Below are 26167 nucleotides of genomic sequence, written 5' to 3'. Positions count from 1 at the left end.
CTCCTTTGGAAAGATTTTATGTGTTGATACCATTCCGACTAAAATCAAGACCACTTTGTTCACCGCAACTCCGAATTTGGGCAGAGTTCTATGTTCTTATTACTTTAACAAAATTCTGTATATTTATGAATTTAAAGCACTCGACGAAAAGGGGGAGAGAACGACAACATTCTCTTGTTATGCTATCTTTCAACCTATCAGCAGGAAGGTTATTCGTCGTCAAACCGGGCGAATTGTCGAAATACCAAGATAAAATAAGGCTTTAGTCTTGATAAGCTGAGGACCTATTCCATAAAAAAGACGCGAATCCATCATTCGCGTCCTTTATAGGGATGTACTCCCCTCATTCTCAACTTTTTTTCCTTGCTTCCGTCATCTGTTTCCAAACGGACCCTTTAGCTTCCTCACCATGTTCAATTCTGGCAATGGCTAGCTTGATTTGAAGGGCGACTTCGAATTCAGGGTCATTTTCTGCTGACTTTAAGGCAGGCAGCGCCTTCTCGTCTCCCACTTCATATAAAAACATGGCTGCGCGCCAACGGACCAGCTTGCTATTGTCCTTCAAAGCCTCGGACATGGCTTCAGCTGCCTCCGGAAAACCGAGATCGGAGAGGCAGTCTCCTGCTGTCCTTCTCACTGTTACACTTTTATCCTTCAAAGCTTTATATAAATACGGCAGGACTTCAGGGTCCTCTATCATGCCGAGATAGACTGCTGACAAGCGCCTGATGGATGCTTTTTCATCTTCCAGTGCCTTTCCAAGAAGAGGAAGGTCATCTACTGTCGGGTCAGGCATCTGCTCCAGCAGCTGATAACGTTTCCGCCAGTCAGGATGTTCAAGGTCTTCCAAACTGACTGGCACCCTCTTTTGACTTGCAGCCCGCTGCTCCGGATTCTTTGCCTGGTTAATAAGCCCTTCCAGCCGCTCGGGCGGGTAAGCAGCCATGATTTCTTCTTTCATCTCTTCGCCGATTTGGTCCCAATCGCCGTAACGGACACCAAAATCTTTCCACCGCCTGACCATGACGAGATTATCTTCAGGTCCCTGAACCTCCATTGCAGCTTTGGCGAATATTTCCGGAAGCGCATATCTTTTCTCTTCGTTTCCATCCGTCAGTTTGATTTGGACTGGAACACCTTTATACATATGAACCTGGGCCTTGATTTCGCCGAAATGTTCGTCCACTTTCACAGAGTCTTCCGCTTCCTCGCCATCTTCCTGGCCGAACGCTTTTCTAACTTCAGGCAAAATTACCTTCCAGTCAAACTTTGCATTCCTTTCCACAGCAAGAAAATCTGCTACATGGTAAACTCCCTTGACCCCTTCAATTTCAAGAATCTTTTGGATAACCTGCGGGGCACCTTCCTTATTACCTTGTTTGTAATTATTGCTTTTACCCATGGGCAACGCTTCATCCAGATTGACCTTCATCGTATTCGGGCTTGGCGTTGGCTCAATCGAAGTTATTTTCATGGTTCCACCCCTTTGTTGAATATCAATTTTATCATATTGAAACTTGGCGGGTTTCGCCAACTTTCTAATGTAGGTTAGAATTAATCCGCTATCTCTGAAAGATAGCTCCATCTCTCGATCATCTGTTCCAGCTGCTCATTAAGCTCGGACTCTTCCTTCATCAAAGCCTGTCCTTTTTCAAAGTCGCTGCCAATACCGGACATTTCAGCTTGTATTTCCTCGATCCGGGCTTCGGCCGCAGCAATTTTGTCCTCTATTTCCTCCCACTCACGTTTTTCCATATAGGACATTTTCTTCTTTTTTGGCCTGTCCTGGGGCTCCTGCTTCTCTTTTTTTTCGGAAATGGACGCTTCTTTTTGAGTCAGGAGACTCTCTAAATAGTCAGAGTAATTCCCGAAAAACAACGAGATTTTACCTTCGCCTTCAAGTACAAGCAATTGGTCCACTGTCTTATCAAGGAAGTAGCGGTCATGGGATACTGTAATGACCACCCCTGGAAAGTCATCAAGATAGTCTTCGAGAACGGTTAACGTCTGCGTATCAAGATCATTTGTCGGCTCATCTAGCAACAGGACATTTGGCTCTTCCATCAATAATTTCAAAAGATACAATCGCCGTTTCTCTCCGCCTGACAATTTTCGGATCGGCGTACCATGGGTGGAAGGCGGAAAGAGGAAACGTTCCAGCATCTGCGAAGCCGAAATCGTTTTCCCATCAGAAGTATGAACTACCTGTGCCGTCTCCTTCAAATACTCAATCATTCTTTTGTTTTCATCAAGGCCTTCATTTTCCTGGGTATAATAGGCGATTCTTACGGTCTGCCCAGTGATCAGCTCACCCGAGTCGAGCGGGATCTTCCCTGCAAGTATATTGAGGAGGGTGGATTTTCCGGTTCCATTTCTGCCGATGATTCCAATCCGGTCACCCTGCTTTAAAAGAAAGTCAAAGTCCTGAAGGATCACTTTGCCGCTAAAGTTTTTCACCGCATCCTTGAGCTCAAGCACCTGCTTCCCCAACCGGCTTCCGCTAAGGGAAATATCAAGCTTTTCAGTGGCTTTGCCACTTATCTGTGTCTCCAGCTGTTCAAAGCGCTGGATTCTTGCTTTTTGCTTTGTTGTTCGGGCTTTCGCTCCACGCCGAATCCATTCCAGTTCCCGCCTGAACAGATTCCTTTTCTTTTCAAGTGTCGCAGCTTCATTCTCTTCCCTGGCCGCTTTCGCTTCAAGAAAGCTGGCATAGTTTCCTTTATAACTATAAAGGGTACCGCCATCCAGTTCAAAAATCCGGTTGGTTACCCGATCAAGGAAATAGCGGTCATGAGTGACCAGCAGCAGTGAACCGGTATAACGACCCAAATATTCTTCCAGCCATTTTACACTTTCATAATCAAGATGGTTTGTTGGCTCATCGAGGATGAGCAAGTCGGGTGCCTCTATTAATACCTGTGCCAAAGCAACCCGTTTTTTCTGCCCGCCCGAAAGGACGCCCGTCCTTTTTCCGAAATCAGCGATCCCCAATTTTGTAAGAATTGTTTTGGCTGCTGTATTTGCATCCCAGGCATCAAGGCGATCCATTTGCTGCTGCATCCCCATAAGCTTTTCATGCAAAGAGGCATCTGCAGGATCCTTCTCCATTTTGAACAGGGTGCTTTCATATTCCCTCATAAGTTTCAATATTGGGGCCTCGCCAAAAAACACTTGCTCCAGCACGTTCAAATCGGGGTTCAACTCTGGCTGTTGGGATAGATAGCTCATCCGATAATCCTTTGGAGTGGTCAAATGGCCCGAATCCGGCGCATCAATTCCTGCGATTATTTTCAGCAAGGAAGATTTTCCAGTACCATTGACGCCAATCAGACCGACCCGATCCCGTTCTCCGATTGTAAAGCTGACACCTTCAAATAAGGTTTTTTCACCATAAGATTTTGTTATATTTTCTGCAGACATCATTTTCAAGCATTACCATTCCATTCACTGTAAAATTGTTCGAGAAATTCCGCCATATACTCATGCCTTTGCTGCGCAATTTCCCGGGCCTCATCCGTATTCATGAGATCCTTTAGCTTAAAAAGCTTTTCATAAAAATGATGGACGGAGGAACTCTGGCCATTTCGATAGTCTTCCAGGCTCATCCCGTCTCTTACCTGAAATTCCGGTTCATAGATTGGATTCCCTTTTTTACCCCCATATGCAAAAGTCCTTGCAATGCCGATTGCCCCAAGTGCATCCAGCCGGTCGGCATCCTGGACAATTTTCGCCTCAATCGTTTTCAATTCCACTTTTCTTCCGCCTTTGAACGATACACTCTCAATGCAGGCAAGGATATGTGCGGCCGTATCTTCGGGCAGGTTCAGGGAATCCATGTGCTCAAGAAGTTTATCCCAGCCTTGTTTTTCCGATTCATTAAGTTTCTCATCTGGAATATCATGGAGCAGGGCAGCCATCTCAATGATAAAAAGGTCGCCTACCCCCAGCTTTTGGGCGATCAGCTTTGCGTTTTTTCTGACTCTGTCTATGTGATGCCAATCATGCCCGGTGGATTCATCCATCAATTCGGCCCGGACAAATTCCTCTGTCCTGGCTAAAGTGTCCTTCATAAACAGCCACCTTCTTCCTAGCTTGTATTTTAACATGAATAGCGCACCATGCCTTAAACAAGAATTTTACAGATTATTTTGGTCTCAAAAAAAAGGCCCCTTTTTGGGTCCTCTTCTTAAAGAGATTGATTGTACCAGCTAATTCCAATGGTATGTTCACCTGCATGGACACCAATCACTGCCCCCAGCGGAAAGCAGGAAAAAGCAACTTCTGTAAACTCTGTCTGAAGCTCTTTCATCCACTGTAAGGCTACATAGGGTTCATGGCCATATAGCAGCCAGGCTTCCCTCATTCCATATTTCCGGTAGGACGCACGGAAGTAGTCAAAGATTTTTTCCTTCGCTTTTTTTCCGCTTCTTGCCTTATCCTTGACTTCAAGCGCTCCATCCACTATGGAAATAATCGGTTTTATATTCAGCATGCTTCCGAATAGGTATTTGGCACTGGACATGCGCCCGCTGCGGTGCAGCTGTTCCAGGCTGCCCACCAGAACATAGGTTTCACTGCTGTCCCGGATTTTTTCCAGTGTGCTCTTGATTTCCGGGATGGAAGTCCCTTTTCCGGCAAGCGCGATCCCTTTTTTAATGAGAGCACTTTGCGGGAAACTCAGGATTTTGGAGTCGATTGTGACTACCGGCTTGTTCAGCAATTTTGATGCCTGCTGGCTTGAATCGATTGTTCCGCTCAACTTTGAAGAAACAAGTATGGAAATCACTTGATCATAATCATGATATAGTTTTTCATATAGCGTTTTAAAGGCGCCAACAGATGGCTGCGAAGTCTTTGGAGGTTCATTTAAGGTTTTTAATCTATGAAAAAGCTCACCTGCGGTCAAATCGATTCCATCCGTAAATTCCTTGCCGTCAAGGATTACCGACATAGGTATGGTGAAAATATCATCGCGGCTGGCAAGTTTATCATCGAGAATGGCAGTGCTGTCCGTTACCCAAGCAATACTCTCCATAGGCTCCCCCCCATGCTATAAATATATGATGGAAAACGGCGTTTAAGACAAGAAAAGCGCAGGACTCTGGACAGTTGTCAAAGGCCCCTTACGTTTCTTTTTCTTGGAAAAGGGCCCGTTTTTCCCCCGGGCCCTATATCAAAATGTGCTTTTACCCTTTGCCAATGCAAAGTTCCAGCTCCCTCATCGATGCAATCATATAATCCACCATTTCTGCAAGGTCATCGATTTGGTCCTCAAGTACCAGGCGGTTAAAGTGGACTGCCGCTTCATTTTTTACGGATATGCCCGCTTGGAGGGGATTGAGGGTTGCGGATTGTGTGATTGTTCTTCCGGCACCCCAAATCCGCTCAAGAGCCTGCTGGACTTTACTGTACAGCTCCTCTTCATGTTGGTGTCTCAGCAGAAACGCAGCAGTCACAGCACAGCCTGCAAGGTGAAGGGAACCCTCGCCATCCAGCAGTTCGGCTGCAAGGTTCCCAAGGCCAGCCTCTATTGTTAGGGCTGCCTGAATTTTACCCTCCACATCATGCTTCATCTGGAAAGAAACACTGTATTTCCTGGATAGCTTCGCCAGATTCACTAAATCATCGCGGTCAGTCACCAGGATTTCTCCCTGAAGGTCCCTGTCATAGACGGCACCTTCAATTACAACCTTGATATTTTCAAACGCAGTTGGGTCAAACAATTAATTCACCACTTTTCCGCTGGCACGCATTCTTTAAAATAAACCAATGGCATTGCCATCCTCATCAACATCCATATTTAACGCCGCTGGCCTTTTGGGAAGGCCTGGCATTGTCATGACCTCACCGGTGAGGACGACGATGAACCCGGCTCCAATAGAAGGCTTCAACTCCCTGACTGTAATGGCAAAACCGGAGGGCCTTCCAAGCTTGACAGGATCATCCGAGAGCGAATATTGGGTTTTCGCCATACAGACAGGCAGAACGCCCCAGCCATTCTGTTCAAAATCGGCAAGCTGTTTTTTGGCCTTCGGGGCAAAGTCCACACCGGATGCGCCATAAACTTGACGGGCAACAGCCTCAATTTTTTGTTCGAGTGAGTCGGATAAATCATACGTTCTCCTAAAGGAAGACGGAGCATCCATTACTCCCAGGAGCTTTCCAGCCAACTCAACACCACCAGCACCGCCCTTTTCCCAAACCTCGGTAAGTGAAGCCGGGATTGATTCTGCTTCACATAAGTCCAGCAGCGTTTTCGTTTCAAGATCGGTATCCGTGATAAATTTGTTTACGGCTATAACAAATGGCAGTCCAAAGCCGGCAATCGTCTCCGCATGTTTCTTCAGGTTGGCAAACCCGGCTTTGAGTGCAGGGATGTTCTCCACGGCCAATTCGTTTTTGGCAAGGCCCCCATGCATTTTCAAGGCCCGGATTGTCGCAACAATGACAACAGCAGCCGGTTCAAATCCGGCGTCTCTTGTTTTGATGTTCAGGAATTTTTCGGCCCCGAGGTCCGCTCCGAACCCCGCTTCCGTGACAACAAAATCAGCCAGCCTGGAAGCCGCCTTTGTTGCCATGACCGAGTTGCACCCATGGGCGATATTGGCGAAAGGACCGCCATGCACCAGGGCGGGAGTACGCTCAATCGTCTGGACCAGATTTGGTTTGACCGCGTCTTTCAACAACAGGGCCAATGCTCCTTCCACCCCAAGGTCGCCAACCGTTACAGGCTTTTTCTCCATATTATAGGCAATCACCATTCTGGACAGCCTAGATTTCAGGTCCTGCAGGCTTGATGCGAGACAAAGCACTGCCATGATTTCGGAAGCAACAGTAATATCGAAACCGTCTTCCCGCGGAACACCCTGAATCGGTCCGCCAAGCCCGACTACAACCTTGCGCAGTGCACGGTCATTAAGGTCCAGGGCCCGCTTCCATACGATACGGCGGGCATCGATTTGCAGTTCATTCCCCTGCTGGAGGTGGTTATCAATCAACGCGGCAAGTGCATTATTTGCCGTCGTTATTGCATGGAGGTCACCGGTAAAATGAAGGTTGATTTCGTCCATGGGCAGCACTTGGGCATAACCGCCGCCTGCGGCTCCACCTTTAATCCCCATGGTCGGTCCCAGGGACGGCTCACGCATGGCGATCATCGCTTTCTTGCCAACTTTATTTAAAGCATCTGCCAGTCCAACTGTAACCGTCGACTTTCCTTCACCGGCCGGGGTTGGATTTATCGCAGTTACAAGGATTACTTTTCCGCTTTCCTTTGTTTCCAGCTTGGCCAAGCAGTCAAACGATAGTTTTGCTTTATGTTTGCCGTACATTTCCAAATCATCGGGCCCAAGCCCGATTTTGGCCGCAATTTCAGTGATGGGAAGCATTTCGCTTTCCCTGGCAATTTCAATATCTGTTTTAAACTTCCCTTTTGTTTCCATCCAGACCCCGCCTTTTTTCAGGTAGTAGTTTCCCCCTCATTGTATCATTTGCAAACCTATTTCAGTATGTGTTTCACAATTTTTTCGAGAATTCAGCATTCTTAAATTGCCTGTTCATCGAGACAAGATTATAATTAGATTTAAATGTCAATTTATACAAGGGAGGGGTATGGAGTGCCAATAAAAATTCCTAAGCTTCTTCCAGCAAGGGAGATTCTTGAAGAGGAAAACATTTTTATCATGGAAGATGAGCGGGCAAGCAGTCAGGATATCCGGCCATTGAATATTCTAATTCTGAACCTGATGCCCGAAAAAGAGAAAACAGAAGCACAATTTCTGAGGCTGCTGGGAAACACACCGCTGCAAGTGAACATTACTTTCTTAAAAACGGCTACATACGAATCGAGGAATACTAGCCGTCTTCATCTCGACCAATTTTACACTACGTTTGATGAAGTAAGGGAGAAGAAGTTCGATGGAATGATAATCACCGGGGCTCCGGTAGAGCTGATTTCCTTTGACCAGGTGGATTATTGGGCAGAGCTAGTCAAGATTTTCGAATGGACAAAAACAAATGTTACTTCAACCCTGCATATCTGCTGGGGTGCCCAGGCTGCATTGTACCACCACTACGGGATCGGAAAGTTCGAGCTGCCTGAAAAATGTTCCGGAATTTATTCCCACCGGATATATGATTCGAAAGAAAAACTCCTGCGGGGTTTTGATGATGTGTTTTATGCTCCGCATTCCCGGCACACAGATGTATCCATTGAAGAAATTGAAAAATCGCCAGAACTCAAGCTTTTAGCCGCGTCTGATGAAGCGGGTGCTTTCATCGTCCATTCCCTGGACAGGAAGCATATAATGGTTACTGGCCACCTTGAATACGAAACAGACACCCTGGCACAGGAATATGCCCGCGACAGGGAAAGAGGCTTAAGTGTTCCCGTTCCCGAGCATTACTTTCCTGAGAACAATCCTGAGAACAGACCTGTCAATAAATGGCGTTCACACGCGCATCTTTTCTTTTCCAACTGGCTAAATTATTACGTTTACCAGGAAACCCCATATGAATGGAATTAACTCATTTTTCCTAGTAGCATGAACTGGAGCTGCCAATCTGGCAGCTCTTTTTTGCGATGCCAGCTTTGCCCTGAGGAGCATCAGCGCTTTTTTCGCCATTCCCTGAAAAATTTACAGGTTTACCAAAGATTGAATACAGCAAGACTAGGGAGGTGAACACAAAGAATCAATCGGAAGATAGGAAAGGAGGTGTGATGCATGGACGGAGAACAGCTGACTGGAGTTTTTAAAAATAATGCAGGTGAGGTTATTTCTTTCCAAACTTCTTCCGGAAGAGTTATTTCCTACCGGAAGGCCTTAATGGAAGCGGAAGCCGGGAGAATTACCGGTGTTTCAATCAAAGAAACGGAGACAGACGAAGAATTCGCCCTCCCCTATGAAATCGAGAATATCAGCAGCCTCCCTGAATCCTACTAAAAAACACCTGACTGCCCGTCAGGTGTTTTATTTTCACTCTTCGCTTTCTTCATTTCTGCGCCGAATTTCCGCTAGCGCTTCACCCCTGCTTCCATCTTCCTCAAAGAAATGGACCAGGTCGCCAATCCTGTCGATTGCATCCCAGCTGAGATGGTGTTCAATCCCCTCAACATCTCGATAGATATTCTCCTCTTTGACTCCAATTATCTTTAGCAGCTGTTCGAGAAGTTCATGCCTGTCCACAAGACGTTTTCCTGTCTTTTCCCCCTTTGGGGTGAGGACAAGCCCACGATATTTTTCATAGACCAGGTATTGGTCCTTATCCAGTTTTTGAACCATTTTTGTAACCGAGGAGGGATGAACAGACAGCGCTTCTGCTATATCTGACACTCTTGCATACCCTTTTTCTTCAATTAAAATATAAATCTGTTCGATATAATCTTCCATACTTGGTGTCGGCATCCCTAAACCTCCATTGTCAAACTCATCCTATAAAGTTTACTATACATAGGCGGCCTGGACAAGACAGTACACGTCAGGACTTGACCCTGCTGGCAAAACGGATGCTGCGGCCTTTTTCGTCCCATACCAGCTTTGCATTAAAAGCTTGTTCCTTGGAAGTAAATCCCTCTATTACATCCGTGCTTCCCTCTTTTAACAGCTGCTTTACTTGTTTCTGGGTAATTGTCCTGCCTAGAATTTGTTTTGAAACGGTGAACCCGCACTTGGTCTTTTGATAATTTGCACATCCATAAAAACTCCCTTTATCGACAACGGCTCCTCCGCATAGTTTACAGGCACCCAAATTCGTGCTCCGTTTCTTCCTGCCTTTCTGCTTGCCTGGGATAAATTCCTCTTTTACTTGCGTTCCAAAACTCCAGCTGGCTGCGCTTTCTGTGGTATTGGAAACTAAATGGGCTACCATTTTGCCTGTTTGATCCATAAATTGCTTCGGTGAAGCGGCCCCTTCCCCGATTTCCTTAAGACGCTGTTCCCATTTTGCTGTCATTTCAGGCGAGGCTAAAACTTGCCCGCCAACAGCCTGGACAAGTATTTTTGCTTTCGCGGTTGCATAAACCAGATTTTTGCTGATATTGATATACGCTCTGTCTTTCAGCATCGTGATAATGCCAGCGCGGGTTGCTTCAGTTCCTAGACCTTCCGTTTTCATCAAAACTTTCTCAAGCTCTTTATCTTCAATATGTTTGCCTGCGGTCTTCATCAAGGTAATCAACTGCCCCTCTGTAAAGCGCTTTGGAGGCTGGGTTTTGCTTTCTTTGACTTCGGTTTTCAAAACGGTGCCTGTTTCCCCCTGCTGGATGGACGGCAGCACATGATCCTTTTCCTTATCTTGTTGGGGAAGCACCTTCCGCCACCCTTCCTCAATGGGTACTTTGCCTTTTGAAAGGAACTCTGCCCTCCCATCCGCAAGCGTCCTGATGGTTGTATATTCAGCTGACGCAGAGGGATAATGGGCTGCTATCAATGTCCTTGCGAGCAGGTCATAAAGTTTCTGTTCATCCGGGGAAAGCCGGCTTGGATTTGGTACCTGTTCCGTAGGGATAATCGCATAATGGTCGGTCACTTTTTTTGCATTCACATACCTTCCATTATTCCTGATGCTCTCAACGGGCAACGGAAAAAGATCCTGAAATTGTGGGAGGTTGCTCAGCTTGTTAAGAATGCCAGGGAATCCCTCTGCTTCTCCCGGAGTTACATGCCGTGAATCCGAACGGGGATAGGAGACAATCCCGCGCTGATATAACCCTTGCAATATATCGAGTGTTTTCTTGGGAGAGAATTTGAATCTTTTATTGGCATCAGCCTGAATCGAAGATAGGTTATAAAACAATGGTGGCTGAAACTCTTTTTTTTCGGTGTTGACTTCGATAGCCTCTGCCGTCTTCCCTGTACAGAATGCGGCAATTTTTTCAGCAAGCTCTTTTGATTCTATTCTCGAATTCCCATCCTTCTCCCATTTGCCCTTATATTTCTTGTTATTGATGGCAAAATGGGCATAAACTTCCCAAAACGGCTGGGAAACAAAATTCTCAATCTCGTATTCGCGTTTTACAATCAGCGCCAGCGTGGGGGTCTGGACTCTTCCAACGGAAAACACATCGGAAAACCCCTCTTTTTGCAGCAGCAATGTATAGAGCCTGGAAGCATTCATTCCTACTACCCAATCGGCACACGCTCTAGTATAGGCTTCATAATAGAGATTTTTTGTTTCGGACTCCTGCAGGAGGTTTTGAAATCCTTCTTTAATGGCTTTCGGGGTGAGAGAGGAAATCCATAGCCGTTTCATCGGTTTGTTGCAGCCGGTGAGCCGGAGAATATTGCGGACAATCAACTCTCCTTCTCTTCCGGCATCGCCTGCATGGATAATTTCGGTCACCTGCGGGGAAGTGGAGAGTTTTTTAATAGTGGCAAACTGCTTTTGCTTGTTCTTGACGACTTCATACATAAATTGCTGTGGTACAATGGGCAAAGTATCAAGCGACCACCGCTTCCATGAAGAATCGTACTTTTCTGGCGGTGCAAGTTCGGTGAGATGACCGATCGCCCATGATACGTAGGCTCCATCCGGAAAGAGTTCGTTCGGAAGAATTTCAATGTAGCCATCCTGTTTTTTAGTTTTAAAAATGGAGGCTAGCGTCCTGCCCTGATCCGGCTTTTCGGCAATGATTAATTTCATGGCTCCTCCTTGCTCTATGTTATATTTTACTATACTTATTTTAGCCGAGCCTGCTGATATCCGTAAAGAAACAAATGGAGGAAGCGTCTTGTTCACGCTTCCTCCAACCTCTTATTCTTTATAAGGCTCAACGCCATTGGCTTTTCTGGAAAACCATTGATTGCTTGGAATAATGGATGAAACAGTTAAAATAAATGAAGGGATCTTTTCGGTACGTATGATGGTGGCCCCCATTTTCTCATCGAACATCAGCAGGGATTCACCGTGGGAATATCCTGCGAGGCTTGGCCCCAGAGTGATCAAAGACTTGATGATGGCTTCCTTGTCTTCATCTTCCGCCTGTAGCTCCGGGGAAAACCTTATGATCCACTCACTGCCTTTAAATGAAAAACGAAACATTTCCTCACCCTTTTTATATCAAAATTATGAGGAGATGCAGCTTTTATGACAAGCCCTTTGGCCTTTTCCGAAAAAATAAAATAAAGCGCATTCATTGCTTGTCCTCCCCCTTTAGTGGCTTACCGTCTTTTTTTTACAGGACATTCTTCCAGTATCTTGACGCTTTAAGCCTTTTTATGTATATTTAAAGCATCATTTATCAGAATATATGATTATTTCCGTTGAATTGAGGGTATGTTCTAATAAATGAAAATTTCAACTGACACATTGTGTCGCGAAAAGGCTTAGGAGGAAATAGTAACATGCAAAACGGTAAAGTTAAATGGTTCAACAATGAAAAGGGTTTTGGATTTATTGAAGTAGAAGGCGGAGATGATGTATTCGTTCATTTCACTGCAATCCAGGGAGAAGGCTACAAGTCCCTTGAAGAAGGCCAGGAAGTTTCTTTTGAAATCGTTGAAGGAAACCGCGGACCACAAGCAGCTAATGTAGTAAAACTATAATTCAAAAATGTCTTGATGTTCTTTCAGGCTGGCATAATGCCAGCCTTTTATTTTGCTCTGTGTCAGGGCCTCTGTGATAGTTTGGCTCCGCAGACTTTTATTTTTTCGCCAACTGTACAGGCTGTAATGCAAAAACGATGCGCAAATCTTTTTCCATGGTCTTTTTTATGCTGTTTCTTTAAAAAACAGCCCTCGCAGTAGGTTGCTAACAATCCTTCAACTTCTTCGAGCAAATCTTTTCTGCCCAATAATTCCCCCTGCCTTTCTATTCTTTAAAGAATTTGCATTTTACTGTGGATGGTTTTGCCTTCAAGTGCCTGGCTTGCCAGCTTATCCGCTTCCTTATTATTCTTCCTGTCTATGGCTATATACTTCGGATGCAGCCCCAAATCGGCCATTTTTGCCTCAATCCGGTCCAGCCAGCGGTTTAGCGTCTCCTCATAGCACGGCCACTCACCCTCCAATTGCTTAAGCACAACCTGGGAGTCGCCCCTGAATTCGCATGAAAGATGGTGAACACCCAGTTCTTCGAGCAAAGTAAGCCCAAAGTAGAAGGCGGCATATTCTGCTTCATTATTGGTTTCAAGTTCGCCTATGTGCTGGTTTGCCCGGAGACGATACTTCTTCTTGCCCTGATTATAGTAGATGATGGCCCCCAAACCGGCCTTATTGGTATTTTTATCGAAGCCGCCGTCAAAGTAAACCGTTAAGTCATGCGGCTCTTCTTCAATTTCTGCAAGCAGCTTTTTCATTTCTTTGATTGTCCAGGTTGTACCCGCTTCATCTTCAAATGAAATTCCCGCTGCCTTTCCCGTTTTTTCAAGCTCCTCTGCAGTTTCAAGAGCCCGTTCTCCTTCTATCCAATCCGAAGTGAAGAGAAGAGGTTCTTTTCCCTTTATTTTGTAGCTCCATTCCAATTTATACTTCATGCTCCACCCTTCCATTCTAGGTAATTCTCATGATGGTATTTTTATCTTATTGTTCTGCTTTTTTATGATACACTAACATATAGCATTATAAACGAGAAGAGGGGAATGTTTCTTGATCGAGGTATATATCGACGGTGCAAGTGCAGGCAATCCTGGCCCCAGTGGCGCCGGAATCTTTATTAAAGGAAATGGTGAAGTTCATCGTTTCTCCATTCCGCTTGGCTCCATGACGAACCATGAAGCCGAGTATCACGCTTTTATTAAAGCACTGGAAATCTGCCTTGAAAAAGGTTTTAAAACCGTCTCGTTCAGAACCGATTCCGAACTGGTAAACAAAGCAGTTGAGAAAGAGTTTGTAAAAAATAAATTGTATGCTCCTCTTTTGGAGTCAGCCCTGCGTCTGACAAAAAAGTTTGATCTTTTCTTTATGAAGTGGATTCCTTCCTCCCTGAATAAGAGTGCTGATGAGTTGGCCCGCCAGGCGATCAGGAAAAATGAATCAGGACTGGGGGGCGCGGAATGAAACCATCCATTGTGGCAGACATCTCTCTTCTCCTTGTGGCCCTTATTTGGGGTTCAACGTTTGTCATTGTCCAAAACGCCATATCATTTCTGGAGCCTCTCTCCTTTAATGGAGTCAGGTTTGCCTTGGCTGCCATTTTGCTCGGGCTTTGGCTTCTCTTTTTTGAGCGGAGGCAGCTTAAGGCCTTAAATGGGAAGCTGATATCAGCCGGTATCATACTGGGTGTTTTCCTTTTTATCGGCTACGCCTTCCAGACCCTTGGCCTTTTATATACCACATCTTCAAAAGCCGGCTTTATTACCGGTTTAAGTGTCGTGATGGTGCCGCTGCTCACCATCGTTTTATATAAAAAGCCACTTGGGCTTAATGCCTGCCTGGGCATTGCCGGTGCCACAGCGGGACTTTATTTGCTCACGATCACCGATATCACAAGCCTCAATATTGGTGACGGTTTTGTCCTTATATGTGCTTTCGGGTTCGCCTTCCACATTCTGTTTACCGGGAAATATGCTCGTGAATTTCCTTCATTAGCCCTTACGGTTATCCAAATTGCCGTGGTTTCTGTGCTATCGGGAATTTCAGCTTTCATCTTCGAAGACTGGAGAAGAGCGTTCAACCCAGCAGTGGTCCTTTCTACAGAGGTCTTATCGGCATTGCTGGTTACCGCAGTCTTCGCTACGGGTGCAGCTTTCTTGATTCAGACAAATTTCCAAAAGTACACCACACCTACCAGAGTGGCACTCATTTTTGCCATGGAGCCTGTTTTCGCGGCGATTACTGGATATTTTTGGGCAGGCGACCGCTTATCCTACAGTGCTGCTGCCGGCTGCCTGCTGATTTTTGCCGGTATGATAGTCGCAGAGCTTCCACGAAACCTACTCAAGTGGCCTGTTTCAGTAAAAAAAGGAGCGGATACAGAGGCATGATCTTCTGTTTCCACTCCTTTTTTACAATGCAAGCAGCTGCTTGTCCCTTACGAACCGGATGGCTTCCTTCCGGTTCTTTATCTCATTGGCCGAAAAAGTCTCCAGCAAGGAAACATAGAAGCTGCCGTCAAACCTTTTTTGCGCTTTTAAAGTCAACTCAAGCGCTGCATTTGCCAGTTCATCCGTCGCCCCAGTATAATGCTTGCCAAAGTAGATGAAACCGATCGCATCATCACCGAAATGAAAACCCTTGCTATTCAGTCTAAGCAAATATTCTTCCAATGAAATCACAGCTGTTCAATCCTCCAGGACTATATCTATGTAGATATTACCAGAGGATTCGACATTTTTCTATCATTTTCTTCCAAGATAATAACCTGCCATTCCCAAAAGCACACCCAGCAATGCTCCGCCTACTACCTCAGCGGGCTTGTGACCAAGCACCTCTTTCAAAGGGTTATCTGGCTGTTCTTCGTACGCTACAGGATCATCTTTATGAATTTTATCAATCAGTTCATCAAGGTCGTTCACCTTAAGGGTAAGCTCTCCTGTCTGTCTCCGTATACCCTGTGCATCATACATAACAATCAGGCCAAACACCACTGCTAGGGCAAAGTCGATAGTTGGCACTCCTCTTTTTAGTGCAATATACGTTGCAAGGGATGAAACTCCCGCAGAGTGGGAGCTCGGCATTCCACCGGTTGCGATGAACAGCTCCGGCTTCCATTCTTTTTCCTTCATATAATGGATGGGGATCTTAAGTCCCTGCGCAACTCCGATACTTGATAATGCTATGGCAACACCTTTATTCAAATCGCTCACCTCCATATTATTTTGAAAAAAAACGGCTGTTTTTATTCTTTCGTAGCATAATAAGAAACGAAAGGCTGGCAGCTGAATTACACTTTGAGGACTTGCCGGCCTACTACGTTATTTCACTTTTTCAAGGAAAATTAAACAAAAAGATAAGGAGCGTGGCCATAAATGAGCAAAAAATCGGGTAGAGGCACGAAAGCACCAGGAGTCAATCCGCAAGGGTACGGCCAGGACGCAGAAATGACTGAAGATCCTAAAACAAAACTTGAAAATGCAGCAAAAAGAAGTAACACCAAGTAGCAAAAAAAAAACGGCCAAATTTGGCCGTTTTTTTTCACACAACTTCCTGCTCGGCAGGTATTAACTTATGCAGTCCCCGAAACTCGACTTCCGTAAATTTATCCAGCACTTTGTCACGGTCAATTTTAAAGAAGGCCGTATCCAAATTGCATTCTACCTCAACATCGCATTTGATTTCAGCAAGCTGCCTGCTGAGATGCAGCATTTCAAGGTCTTCCTCTATTTTCTTTCGCTGTCCAGCTGTCAGCTGATGGAGATTTTCCAGAATGCCTTCAACATTATTGAATTGCTGGAGAAGCTTGATGGCTGTTTTCTCCCCAATCCCTCTGACACCTGGATAGTTGTCACTAGGGTCTCCCATAAGGGCTTTTAAGTCAATCATCTGTTCCGGCCAGATGCCTTTTTCAATGTAAAAAGATTCACGATTATGGACAAGATAATTGCCATAGCCTTTTTGAAGCAAAATGACTGAGATGCGGTCATCAATCAACTGAAGGATATCCTTGTCCCCGGTTAGAATCGAGACACCCACTTCCCCGGGAGCCTTCCTGGCAAGAGTACCGATGCAATCGTCCGCTTCAAAGCCCGGAATGCCGATATTAGGAATATCAAAAGCTTCAACTACTTCTTTGACGAGTTCAAATTGCGGAATCAGTTCCACAGGAGCTTCCCCGCGATTTGCCTTATATTGCGGAAACATCTCGGTTCTGAAGGTCGTACTGCCCATATCCCAGCATACGGCAACATGGGTTGGCTTGAAACGGGAAACGGCAGTCATCATATGCTTAATGAAACCCTGGACGCCATTTGTAGGCAGTCCCTTGGAATTAATCATAAATTGGCCGGTCACTGCAGTGGCATAAAAAGCTCTAAATAACAAGGCCATGCCATCGACCAGCAAAAAGTTTGGCTTATTCATTTTTCTCCTCCTTGGATCATCACAGGATGGATTTTTCAGGTCTGTGGTCTATAATACAACCTTATTATTATAACATACCGTTACCGCCCAAAAATGGATTTCCAGCAAAAAACCTCTCACTCACGAAAACAAGGAAGCCTGCCTAAGGCTTCCCTTGTTTTCGTTTTTCCATCAGCTTCCTTACCTCTGGCTTTGGCTCCCAGCATTGAAACTGGTAATTGGTTTTCGTTTCATAGCCAAGGCGCCCACAATAGTAGCCCATCTTCCCATTTTCCCGCACTGCGCGGAAATGGATACAGGTAGCGCAAGCATGAAATGGGGTGGTCATATGTTCCCTCCTGCTCTTAAGGCGAAACTTCATCGCCCTCCACTTCTCTATGTGTGCCGAATGGCGTTAAGTGTCTCTTTTAGCTGTTCCACCGGAAAGTCAACAGCCAGTGCTGACTGAACGCCGACAAAATATTCTTCTGCCTGTTCGGAATAATCGTTTATTAGACTGGTAAAAAGCTGCTCCAGGGCAGAGTAATAATGGTTCTTTAAAACCTTATTCTGTGATTCCAAATAGATATCTGCCGGGGAATGAAGAAGCTGCTCCAATTCCTCTCCCATCCTGGCTTTTTCATTTTTCTCAAAGAAGGCCTTTGGGTTCCTGAACAGTCCAAGTGCCTTTTTAAATTGTCCCCTGTCCAAATCCTTGAATGGACCTTCAAAATCAATCTCTGGGAACCGGCTTATTTCCCATGCCGCGAAAGAAAGATTAGGATTCATTTTAGCCAGCTCCTGGGCAAGATCCTTTTGAAATCCATCTATTAAACGTGCTAGATGGGCTTCCACCCTTAATGAAGAAGCGCGAACTTCCTGCAACAGATCATACCCGATGTGCGACAGCAGGTCATCAAGCGCTGTCTGCAAAGCTTTCTTCAAATTGCGGCCATCATCCCTCAGCAAGGCTGGATTAAAGGATTCCCGAAAGAATTCTCCAAAGCGGAAAAAAACACGCTGGTTAATATAATAGACAAGCTCGTCAATTTCCTGGTGCAGCTGACTTTGCAGAAATGACGTGTTCTTTGCCCCTAAAAGTTCGCTGACACGCATTTTTTCATTTTCAAGGGCAGCCAGCTTTCTCGTTTTCTCTTCCATGCCTTCTTCTGCCGACTGAATCATCTTCCTAAGCAGTTCGACTGATTGAAGCCATTTTCCTTCAGCAGAATCCATTGCCATTTTTCTTAAATCATGGTCTATGAAGGAATAAAAGGCGTGTTCAAATGCTTTAAACCTGTTCTCGCCGCCGTTCCCCCCTGTTTTTACTTTTAATGCCTCCAGGCTTGATACCGGGAACATATGCGGTTTTCTAATTCCATACTGAACAAGCTGTTCTTCTACATACTGTATTACCGAGAGCATTTCATCCTCGGAATTCGCCAGGTCGATTGCGTTGACGATAAAGAACATTTTGTCGAGCTCAAAGGAATCTTTCACACGGCCAAGCTGGATCAGAAACTCCCGGTCGGCTTTGGAGAATGCATGGTTATAATAGGTGACAAACAGTATGGCATCCGAATTCTTTATATAATCAAAGGCCACCCCAGTATGCCGGGCATTGATGGAGTCGGCTCCGGGTGTGTCCACCAGGGTAATGCCTTGGCGTGTTAATTCACAATCATAGTAAACTTCAATCCATTCGACAAAACAGGACTTTTCCTCATCTGCCACATAACTTCGGAATGATTCCAGATTGCTCTCGAACTGTTCGTTGAATTTCCCCTCAAAATGGGACAGTCCTTTGGCAAATGCCTTAAGGAAGGAATAGTGCAGCCTTTCCGTTCCAACTGAAGTATCAATTTCCTGTATCGATTTGATTTTTGTTCCTGCCGCCGCTAAATCATCTGCGCCATATCCGAACAAGGAGAGGGATCGGTTTACTTCTTCAAGCAATTCACGGCTTCCCTTCACCTTGACAATGACAGTTCCGTGCGGATGTTCTTTGCTTGGGGGCTTAATTTTATTAATGGCAGCTGTGGTCGGGTTTGGTGAAACAGGCAGAAGGCCTTCTCCGATGAGCGCATTCGCAAAGGAAGATTTCCCGGCACTGAAGGCACCAAACAAGGCAACAGTAAATTGCTGGTTTTCAAGCCTCTCTGCTTTCTCACCAAGTTCTTTGGCACTCCTTTTTAATCCAGGAATGTCTTTTAGTTCTCTTGCTGTCCGCCTCAATTTTCCCACAAGCTTCTCAAGCTGGTGCTGGGAATCTTCTGCTGTTGTTTCCTGTACAGTCCCGGATGCCATTCCGTACGTTTCTTCAGGAACTTGTACAGCTTCCGGGGTTTGCTTGTTTTCTGTTCCTTCCCAAACTTCCTCATCCATTTCTGTATCAAAGAAAGAGAGAGCTTTCTCCTCGCTTGGTTCAGTTGTGTCTTTTCCGTACAGAATATCAAATATCCTTTCCGAGCTGTGAGCCAGCCACTCCTTGACTGCACACCATTCTTTATAGGCATTGGCCAGCATGCCCCAATGTGCTTCTTCTTCCTTGGCGGCAGACATTTCAATTGATGCCTGCTCCCTGACTGCAGCAGCGTAGCTTTCCCTGAACGAATTTAGCTGTGTGCGAACGGTTTTTTTCAGGGCCTCTGCGACATCATTCGTATAATTGAGCACATAATCACCAGAAACAACCGCCCCTGTTTTTATCGTCTCCCCGAGAATCTCTTTACGGAAGTCCGTTTTAAAGCCTTGTGCAAGTGAAAGAAGCCCGCTGTCCGATATTCCCTTTTCCTTCAGCAAACCAAGGAGGAACTCTTTGACATGCCAGTCAATCTGGGCTTGAACCTTCTCGGAAAGATCCTGATAGAACCGCTCAAGCCTGTCCGCTCGTTCCTGCATCGTTTTTTGCTTGGCAAAGAACAGGCCTGCCTTGAAATCCGGCTGCATCGCTTTTAGGTAGGACTCTGCCAGTTCACGGGTCTGGAACGGCATTAAATAGGCATTTTTTAATATGCCTTCAAGTTTGGAATTAAACTCTGTTGCAGCTAACTCCTGCTGGCGATTAAGATGTTCGAGCTTCAGAGCAGCGCTTGCCTGCTTTTCCTCGATCTCCGCCCATTCGTGCTGTGGCACTTCCTTCAGCATTGTTTCCAATGCTTCGAGCTTTTCTTCTGCCTGAAGGGACAATGAATGAATATGGTCTTCGGAGATTTTCACAAGGGATTTGGCTGCAGACTGCGGTAGCAGTTCGTCCCTCTGCTCAATGTACTGTTCAAGAAATGTTTGCAGCTGTTCAAATTGATTATGATTCATGTCGGGGTTGCGCAGGGATGTATAAAAGATCCCTTTAGGTTTGACCCCCCATGCAGAAAATGAAGCGGATACACTTTCCTGAAATTGTTTGAAGCTTAATTCTTCTTCACGATGCTTATCAATCATATTGACAACCAAATACAGTTCTTTTCCCGCATCCGTCAATTCTTTTGTGAATAGGAAATTCAGTTCGGACTGGACATGGTTATAGTCCATTACATACAGAACCAGATCCGCAAGATGGAGAGCCGATTCGGTTGCAATTCTGTGCGCATCATCTGTCGAGTCGATTCCTGGTGTATCCATGACAGTGACAGCTTCGAGAAAACCTGATCCCTTATGGCTGATTTCAAGCGACTGTATCTGGTCTCCATCCTTGCAATAATTTTTTACTGTCTCATAATCATATGGCGCAGGATACAGCCTTGGTTTCCCTTTTTTAAAATAAACGCGGGCATATTCTTCCCCGCCCTTGATTTTTACCAGATTTGCACTTGTAGGAATGGGGCTTGATGGAAGAATGTCCTCCCCGACCAGCTTGTTGATCATGCTGGACTTCCCTGCGGAAAAATGTCCGCAGAAGCCGATGGCAAATTCCTTTTCAAGAAGTTTTTTTCCTATTTCCTTTGACTTTTCTGCTGCTTCCAAATCATCGTTTTCGAGGAACAGCGGATGAAGCTTCAAGATTTTGTCCAACAATTGTTTTTCCTTTTGCGCTACTAATTGACCCATCATTTAGACCCCTTGTGACAATTTTGTGAATATATTTATTTTAAATGATTTTTCACTTTATTCCTATACATTCCTATCCAAAATAAAAAACCCGGGAAACCGGGCCTTTACAAAGGTTCATTTTCAATTATGCGGTTTGGCTACATTGTCCAAAACATATTTCATGATTCCGCCATAAACAACAACTGTAGTAATGACAAGCAAAGAGGTCATCTTATCCACCATCCCCGGTGAGCTTATATTAATCTTTGAGAATAATTATCAATTTCAAGGTTAGTTTACCATGATTGATATTCATTATCAATGATCCACCCTTAATTGTCATACTTATTTAACAAATTCGGGATAAAACGTCCATTATCATGGAACTCTTTTTCATACTGAGTCAGGCTGGCCAATGCCTTCTCTTCTTCGGGGATTCGCACGGAAAGGATGATCATATTCAATAGGGTAAATACCGCCGCGGTCCAATACGCATTAAACATCAGGGGTATCACGATCAACTCAAGAGCAACGATGACATAGTTTGGGTGCTTAATAAAGCGGTAGGGGCCCTTTTTAACAACCTTTGCCCCGGGAAGAACGATAATCTTGGTATTCCAAAATGGACCAAGGGACAGAAGTGCCCAAACCCTCATCAATTGGGTCAGCACAAACAGCACGATCAGCAATGGCCAGAAGGCAGAAAGCTCACGGTCCAAAATCACAACTTCTGCTATCGTGCTCAAAATAAAGGCACTGTGGATCATCACCATGGCGGGATAATGGCCAGAGCCAAACTCCAGCCCTCCCTGGGATTTCATCCACTTTTCATTTTTTCGGGCTATGGCCAGTTCAGTGAGACGTTGAATGATGATAAAACCAATAAAAAGGAAAAACATTATTCCCACCTCAACAGCAGCAATTCCGAACTGAATCCGGGACCCATGGCGGCTGCAAGTCCATGTTCCCCCTGTCCTGCACTTTCCATGAACCTTCTTAGGACATACAGGATGGTTGCCGAGGACATGTTCCCATATTCTTTCAGGACATCGAGCGATTTTTCAGTCATGCCCTCTCGCAGGCCAAGAGCCTTCACATAGGCATCAAGAACTTTTTTTCCGCCAGGGTGGGCTACAAAATGATGGATATCCTCCAAAGTCATTTCCTCGGTTTCCAAAAACTCGCTTACCACAGGCTGAAGCCAATCCTCTACTATCGAGGGGATATCCCTTGAAAACACCACATGGAGGCCATCATTTTTCACTTCCCATCCCATTACATCAAGTGATTCTTTCATCAGAGCAGACCCTGTCCCTAAAATTCTTGGGGAGGCTTCCCTTTTTTTGTAAGGCAGGAATTTTGAATCTTCTCCGCAGACGAGCGCACAGGCAACACCATCAGCGAACAAGGAGGTTCCCACTAGATTGCTCTTTGAACGGTCATTTCGCTGAAATGTAAGACTGCAAAGTTCAACTGTTAAAACAAGAACCTTTGCCTTCGGAAAGGCACGGCAATACTCATAGGCGCGGGAAAGCCCGGAAGCACCGCCAGCACAGCCCAGCCCCCAAATGGGGATTCTTTTCGTTCGAGGCGAAAAAGGAAGCAGATTCATGATCCGTGCCTCAAGGCTTGGAGTGGCAAGTCCGGAGCTGCTAACTGTAATGATGGCATCGATTTCTTCATACGGAACATGCTTTGATAAGAATGAAGGGCTGGACAGGCAGCTTTGGACTGCCTCGGTTCCCAATTGAACCGCTGCCTCGATGTAGGCATTATTTTTCTCTTCAAAGCTGTGTTCGGTCTTAAACCAATCCAACTCCTTGGCAAAGTGGCGTTTTTCAATTTGCCCATTCATAAAAACGGGCAGCAGCCTTTTTATATCCCTAAAGGATTCCGAAAATAGCTCCTCGGCAAAATCCATGACTTTGTCCTGTGTAATGCAATACGGCGGTATTGCTTCTGCGATTGATAAAATAGTCGGCATACAGCTTTCTCTCCTCACCTATCCATAAGGTTACTTTTTCCATTTACCCTTCCAATATTCAGCAAAACTATCACAGGTAAGGGAAACAAAAAAAGGCTTTCCCGGGGACCGGGAAAGCCTGACGTTTTGAAGGGAGTTGCTGTGCTCTTTTATTATAGCGAAGAATGCCGGCTGTGACAGCAGAAAAGAATTACCATTTAAAACTGAAGTCCTTATTGGGGTTTGGGCTGGTCATGAACTTGGATCACTATCTTCCTGGAAGCCAGGACGCCGCACGGCTTACAAGTTTGCAGTTCTTTATAAATCCTGCAGCAGCGATCGCAATAATATTTTTCCATCTGTACACATCCCCGAAAAAACTTTTTACATTATTCTATGTTTCTTTGCTGTAAAAGGTGATGATGAAAAATCTCATGAAAACTCTTTTTTGTTTGTCAAGAATCCGCCACCCTTTTCAAAATATTGCGCACCTTTTTACATACTTGTTTTCACAATTCGTTCACACTTTCCCCCTTACCCATGTGACATAAATCACTGTTATTACAACTTTACCCTATTAACATAGTAGATACATAAGGAATGAACAATTTGTGAACTGCTAAAAACTGGCTGGCAGCGGCCCATTTGTTTTGTATGATGGGATTGTATCCAACAGTTAACATTATTTTAAGGGAAGGGAGTGGACACCATGGCTCAGCCTGGACTTCAAAGGAAGACGAAAATAAAGGTGGAGGATTCATCGTCCCTGAAAGGAACATTGGCATCTGTTTTCTTGCTGGGATTTTTCCTGATTGTAACATGGGTCGGTGTATTTTATTTATTTGTAGAGCGATTTTAATCGAGAGTATAAGGGGAGAGAAGTACCATGCATATTCATAAGTATGAAAAAATCTGGCTTATCTTCGGGACTGCCACCTTGCTGGTGTTTTTGTCTGTTGTCGGCGTCAGCGCCTTCTATCTGGGCAACCAGCCGCCAAGCTGCATGGCAACAGTGGATCCTGAGAAAGTGGACACATTGGCTCCGTTCAACAAACCCGGATTGAATAAGGTAGAGGGAAAAGAATGGGATTATGAGCTTGTATTTGTCGCTTCGGCCTTTAACTATACTCCTGGGGAAGTAGAAGTTCCTCTTGGTGCTAAAGTTAAAGTCATTGCGACAACCAAGGATGTCATCCATGGCTTTTCAGTTGCAGGAACCAATATCAACATGATGCTGACGCCCGGGTATATTTCCGAATACCTCACAACCTTTGACAAAACAGGGGAATTCCTCATCCTTTGCAACGAGTACTGCGGGGCCGGACACCATATGATGACGTCAAAAATTAAGGTGGTTGAATGATGAAAACTGTGTCTGAAAAAATAAAAGTGGATCGTCTTGATGGAAAGCTGGGCATGGCTCATTTTTATGTAGCGTTCATCGCCCTGGCAATCGGCGGTTTGGCCGGATTGCTGCAAACGCTGGTAAGGTCCGGAAAACTTGTCCTTCCGGCAGGGATCGGCTATTATCAAATCCTGACCGTGCATGGTGTCGTTTTAGGACTTGTGTTGACAACCTTCTTCATTATGGGTTTTCAATTGGTTGCGGTCAGCCGGACGGCAGGGACCTTCACTTCCAAACAGCGTATGGCTGGTTGGATTGGGTTCTGGACGATGACAATTGGAACTTTTATGGCCGCTGTCATGATTTTGCTGAACGAAGCTTCGGTATTATATACATTTTACGCTCCTCTCCAGGCTCATGCACTTTTTTATCTTGGACTTACTTTTGTTATTGTCGGCAGCTGGATTGACGGTGCCGTCATTATATCAGCCTATGCCGCATGGAGAAAAAGAAATCCTGGAAAGCCAAGCCCGCTGCTTACTTTTATGTCCCTGGTAAACACCCTGATGTGGATCATTGCCACAATTGGTGTTGCAGCTACCGTTCTCCTGCAGCTTCTTCCCTGGTCCCTTGGCCTTGTGGACCGTGTCGATGTCGCCATCAGCCGGACGCTATTCTGGTATTTCGGACATCCGCTCGTATATTTCTGGTTACTTCCTGCCTATATGGCATGGTACGTGGTCATCCCAAAAATAATTGGAGGAAAAATTTTCTCTGATTCCCTGGCACGCCTGACATTCATTCTATTTCTATTATTCTCCATTCCTGTAGGGTTCCACCATCAGCTGATGGAGCCTGGTATTGACCCTGCCTGGAAGTTCTTTCAGGTAATCCTGACATTCATGGTCATTATACCTTCCCTGATGACGGCTTTCTCTTTGTTTGCCACATTTGAAACATACGGACGTTCCAAAGGGGCCACAGGTTTGTTTGGATGGATGAAAAAGCTTCCTTGGGGAGATGCGCGCTTCGTCGTTCCTTTTATCGGGATGCTAAGCTTCATTCCTGCAGGCGCTGGTGGCATCATTAATGCTTCCAACCAAATGAACCAGGTCGTCCATAATACCATTTGGGTAACTGGCCACTTCCATTTGACAGTGGCAACTGCCGTAATCCTGACTTTCTTTGGAATAAGCTATTGGCTGATTCCCCACCTTACAGGACGCACGTTTACGAAAGCAATGAATAAGCTGGCCATCATCCAGGGTGTGTTCTGGGCAATTGGCATGACTTTCATGTCAGGAGCAATGCACGCGGCTGGACTGCTTGGAGCGCCGCGCCGTTCTTCCTTCTCTGAGTATGGCGGAGCTGCCCAGGCGGCCGAATGGATTCCCTACCAGGTGGCACAGGGTGTGGGGGGAACGATTCTGTTCGTCGGTATTATTCTCATCCTTTATATCTTTATAAATCTGGCATTCTTTGCACCAAAAGGAGAAGAGGAATTCCCAATCGGGGAGGCCGCAGATGAATCGGAAAAAGCTCCAATGGTATTGGAAAACTGGAAGCTGTGGATTGGGATTGCTGTCCTCCTTATCCTGTTTGCCTATACCATTCCGTTTGTTGATATGATACAAAACGCTCCTATAGGTTCAAAAGGGTATAAGTTGTGGTAACTTTGAAAGCGGAAGCGCCTTGTTCAGCCCCGACCAGCATAAGACGCTCCAGAATAGAAGGCGCTTTTTGCCTTCAATTCTGGAGTGGCTTATGACTCGAGCTGCTCAAAGCTACGCTTCTCGCAAGATATTCGAAGAAGTTAATTCAATGATGAAAACTGGCTAGGCGCTGGAGCTAGACAGTTATCTAACTCTGGAAATATAAACTTTCTTATTTTTTCAA

27 protein-coding genes are annotated in these 26167 nt (G+C 45.4%); 9 read left to right on the top strand and 18 right to left on the bottom strand.

Annotation, left to right across the window (positions count from 1 at the left end):
• Positions 1-349: 349 nt before the first annotated feature.
• The 6 genes from WQ57_RS13130 to WQ57_RS13105 form a co-directional block, all read right to left on the bottom strand.
• Positions 350-1474, bottom strand: a complete 1125-nt coding sequence (locus tag WQ57_RS13130) for a conserved virulence factor C family protein (protein WP_046524231.1) — start codon at positions 1472-1474, stop codon at positions 350-352.
• Between the two features lie 80 nt (positions 1475-1554).
• Positions 1555-3429, bottom strand: a complete 1875-nt coding sequence (locus tag WQ57_RS13125) for an ABC-F family ATP-binding cassette domain-containing protein (RefSeq protein ID WP_046524230.1) — start codon at positions 3427-3429, stop codon at positions 1555-1557.
• Positions 3426-4070, bottom strand: a complete 645-nt coding sequence (locus WQ57_RS13120) for an HD domain-containing protein (RefSeq protein WP_046524229.1) — start codon at positions 4068-4070, stop codon at positions 3426-3428. Before WQ57_RS13120 ends, WQ57_RS13125 begins: the two co-directional genes overlap by 4 nt.
• Before the next feature lie 116 nt (positions 4071-4186).
• Positions 4187-5035 (bottom strand): DegV family protein, encoded by an 849-nt coding sequence (locus WQ57_RS13115; RefSeq protein WP_046524228.1) that lies wholly within the window; start codon positions 5033-5035, stop codon positions 4187-4189.
• A gap of 151 nt (positions 5036-5186) precedes the next feature.
• Complete coding sequence (locus tag WQ57_RS13110) at positions 5187-5723, bottom strand: hypothetical protein (RefSeq protein WP_046524227.1); 537 nt, start codon at positions 5721-5723, stop codon at positions 5187-5189.
• Between the two features lie 33 nt (positions 5724-5756).
• Positions 5757-7442 (bottom strand): formate--tetrahydrofolate ligase, encoded by a 1686-nt coding sequence (locus WQ57_RS13105; protein WP_046524226.1) that lies wholly within the window; start codon positions 7440-7442, stop codon positions 5757-5759.
• 174 nt (positions 7443-7616) lie between these two features.
• On the opposite strand from WQ57_RS13105, the gene metA reads away from it, so the two are divergent.
• Together metA and WQ57_RS13095 are read left to right on the top strand one after the other, a co-directional pair.
• On the top strand, positions 7617-8525 hold the full coding sequence (gene metA / locus WQ57_RS13100; protein ID WP_046524225.1) for a homoserine O-acetyltransferase MetA: 909 nt from the start codon (positions 7617-7619) through the stop codon (positions 8523-8525).
• A 198-nt stretch (positions 8526-8723) separates the two neighbouring features.
• Entirely contained in the window at positions 8724-8942 is a 219-nt protein-coding gene (locus WQ57_RS13095) for a DUF3892 domain-containing protein (RefSeq protein WP_046524224.1), read from the top strand.
• Between the two features lie 33 nt (positions 8943-8975).
• Here the strand turns inward: WQ57_RS13095 and mntR are convergent, their stop codons facing one another.
• The 3 genes from mntR to WQ57_RS13080 form a co-directional block, all read right to left on the bottom strand.
• Positions 8976-9404, bottom strand: a complete 429-nt coding sequence (gene mntR, locus WQ57_RS13090; protein WP_046524223.1) for a transcriptional regulator MntR — start codon at positions 9402-9404, stop codon at positions 8976-8978.
• A 73-nt stretch (positions 9405-9477) separates the two neighbouring features.
• Positions 9478-11640 carry a DNA topoisomerase III gene (locus tag WQ57_RS13085; RefSeq protein WP_046524222.1) on the bottom strand — a complete coding sequence of 721 codons (2163 nt, stop codon included), beginning with the start codon at positions 11638-11640 and terminating at the stop codon, positions 9478-9480.
• A 111-nt stretch (positions 11641-11751) separates the two neighbouring features.
• Positions 11752-12039 (bottom strand): hypothetical protein, encoded by a 288-nt coding sequence (locus tag WQ57_RS13080; RefSeq protein WP_046524221.1) that lies wholly within the window; start codon positions 12037-12039, stop codon positions 11752-11754.
• 302 nt (positions 12040-12341) lie between these two features.
• Between WQ57_RS13080 and cspD the strand changes: the two genes are divergently transcribed.
• Positions 12342-12542 carry a cold-shock protein CspD gene (gene cspD, locus WQ57_RS13075; RefSeq protein ID WP_046524220.1) on the top strand — a complete coding sequence of 67 codons (201 nt, stop codon included), beginning with the start codon at positions 12342-12344 and terminating at the stop codon, positions 12540-12542.
• Between the two features lie 62 nt (positions 12543-12604).
• On the opposite strand, the gene WQ57_RS13070 is transcribed toward cspD, so the two are convergent.
• Together WQ57_RS13070 and WQ57_RS13065 are read right to left on the bottom strand one after the other, a co-directional pair.
• Entirely contained in the window at positions 12605-12790 is a 186-nt protein-coding gene (locus WQ57_RS13070; protein WP_046524219.1) for a zinc-finger domain-containing protein, read from the bottom strand.
• Positions 12791-12814: 24 nt separating this feature from the next.
• Complete coding sequence (locus WQ57_RS13065) at positions 12815-13471, bottom strand: ribonuclease H family protein (protein ID WP_046524218.1); 657 nt, start codon at positions 13469-13471, stop codon at positions 12815-12817.
• Between the two features lie 112 nt (positions 13472-13583).
• On the opposite strand from WQ57_RS13065, the gene WQ57_RS13060 reads away from it, so the two are divergent.
• On the top strand, positions 13584-13994 hold the full coding sequence (locus WQ57_RS13060; protein ID WP_046524217.1) for a reverse transcriptase-like protein: 411 nt from the start codon (positions 13584-13586) through the stop codon (positions 13992-13994).
• Positions 13991-14920 carry a DMT family transporter gene (locus WQ57_RS13055; RefSeq protein ID WP_046524216.1) on the top strand — a complete coding sequence of 310 codons (930 nt, stop codon included), beginning with the start codon at positions 13991-13993 and terminating at the stop codon, positions 14918-14920. Before WQ57_RS13060 ends, WQ57_RS13055 begins: the two co-directional genes overlap by 4 nt.
• A 21-nt stretch (positions 14921-14941) precedes the next feature.
• Here the strand turns inward: WQ57_RS13055 and WQ57_RS13050 are convergent, their stop codons facing one another.
• Positions 14942-15211: a DUF6123 family protein gene (locus WQ57_RS13050; RefSeq protein WP_046524215.1), complete on the bottom strand. Its 270-nt coding sequence runs from the start codon at positions 15209-15211 to the stop codon at positions 14942-14944.
• A 63-nt stretch (positions 15212-15274) separates the two neighbouring features.
• Positions 15275-15733, bottom strand: a complete 459-nt coding sequence (locus WQ57_RS13045; RefSeq protein WP_046524214.1) for a divergent PAP2 family protein — start codon at positions 15731-15733, stop codon at positions 15275-15277.
• A 171-nt stretch (positions 15734-15904) separates the two neighbouring features.
• Here WQ57_RS13045 and sspL point away from each other — a divergent pair, with 171 nt between their 5' ends.
• Entirely contained in the window at positions 15905-16036 is a 132-nt protein-coding gene (sspL, locus tag WQ57_RS13040) for a small, acid-soluble spore protein L (RefSeq protein ID WP_046524213.1), read from the top strand.
• 34 nt (positions 16037-16070) lie between these two features.
• On the opposite strand, the gene WQ57_RS13035 is transcribed toward sspL, so the two are convergent.
• The 5 genes from WQ57_RS13035 to WQ57_RS13015 all read right to left on the bottom strand — a co-directional run bounded on the left by WQ57_RS13035 (position 16071) and on the right by WQ57_RS13015 (position 22947).
• Positions 16071-16955, bottom strand: a complete 885-nt coding sequence (locus WQ57_RS13035) for a 5'-3' exonuclease (RefSeq protein ID WP_046524212.1) — start codon at positions 16953-16955, stop codon at positions 16071-16073.
• A 142-nt stretch (positions 16956-17097) separates the two neighbouring features.
• Positions 17098-17283, bottom strand: a complete 186-nt coding sequence (locus tag WQ57_RS13030; protein ID WP_046524211.1) for a hypothetical protein — start codon at positions 17281-17283, stop codon at positions 17098-17100.
• Positions 17284-17330: 47 nt separating this feature from the next.
• Positions 17331-20984: a dynamin family protein gene (locus tag WQ57_RS13025; RefSeq protein ID WP_241481534.1), complete on the bottom strand. Its 3654-nt coding sequence runs from the start codon at positions 20982-20984 to the stop codon at positions 17331-17333.
• 311 nt (positions 20985-21295) lie between these two features.
• On the bottom strand, positions 21296-21862 hold the full coding sequence (locus WQ57_RS13020; RefSeq protein WP_173427555.1) for an isoprenylcysteine carboxyl methyltransferase family protein: 567 nt from the start codon (positions 21860-21862) through the stop codon (positions 21296-21298).
• Positions 21862-22947: a type III polyketide synthase gene (locus tag WQ57_RS13015; protein ID WP_046524209.1), complete on the bottom strand. Its 1086-nt coding sequence runs from the start codon at positions 22945-22947 to the stop codon at positions 21862-21864. The genes WQ57_RS13020 and WQ57_RS13015 overlap by 1 nt, the downstream gene beginning before the upstream one ends.
• A 688-nt stretch (positions 22948-23635) precedes the next feature.
• Between WQ57_RS13015 and WQ57_RS13005 the strand changes: the two genes are divergently transcribed.
• The 3 genes from WQ57_RS13005 to WQ57_RS12995 are packed head-to-tail and all read left to right on the top strand — an operon-like array spanning position 23636 to position 25944.
• On the top strand, positions 23636-23785 hold the full coding sequence (locus tag WQ57_RS13005; RefSeq protein WP_046524207.1) for a cytochrome c oxidase subunit 2A: 150 nt from the start codon (positions 23636-23638) through the stop codon (positions 23783-23785).
• 27 nt (positions 23786-23812) lie between these two features.
• Complete coding sequence (locus WQ57_RS13000; protein ID WP_046524206.1) at positions 23813-24289, top strand: cytochrome c oxidase subunit II; 477 nt, start codon at positions 23813-23815, stop codon at positions 24287-24289.
• Positions 24286-25944: a b(o/a)3-type cytochrome-c oxidase subunit 1 gene (locus WQ57_RS12995; RefSeq protein ID WP_420912396.1), complete on the top strand. Its 1659-nt coding sequence runs from the start codon at positions 24286-24288 to the stop codon at positions 25942-25944. Before WQ57_RS13000 ends, WQ57_RS12995 begins: the two co-directional genes overlap by 4 nt.
• Positions 25945-26167: the final 223 nt, after the last annotated feature.

This window comes from Mesobacillus campisalis (assembly GCF_000986785.1).
Taxonomy (GTDB): Bacteria; Bacillota; Bacilli; order Bacillales; family Cytobacillaceae; genus Mesobacillus_B; species Mesobacillus_B campisalis.
The sequence above is the reverse complement of the archived record's forward strand: the minus strand, read 5'-3'. Positions and strand labels throughout refer to the sequence as shown.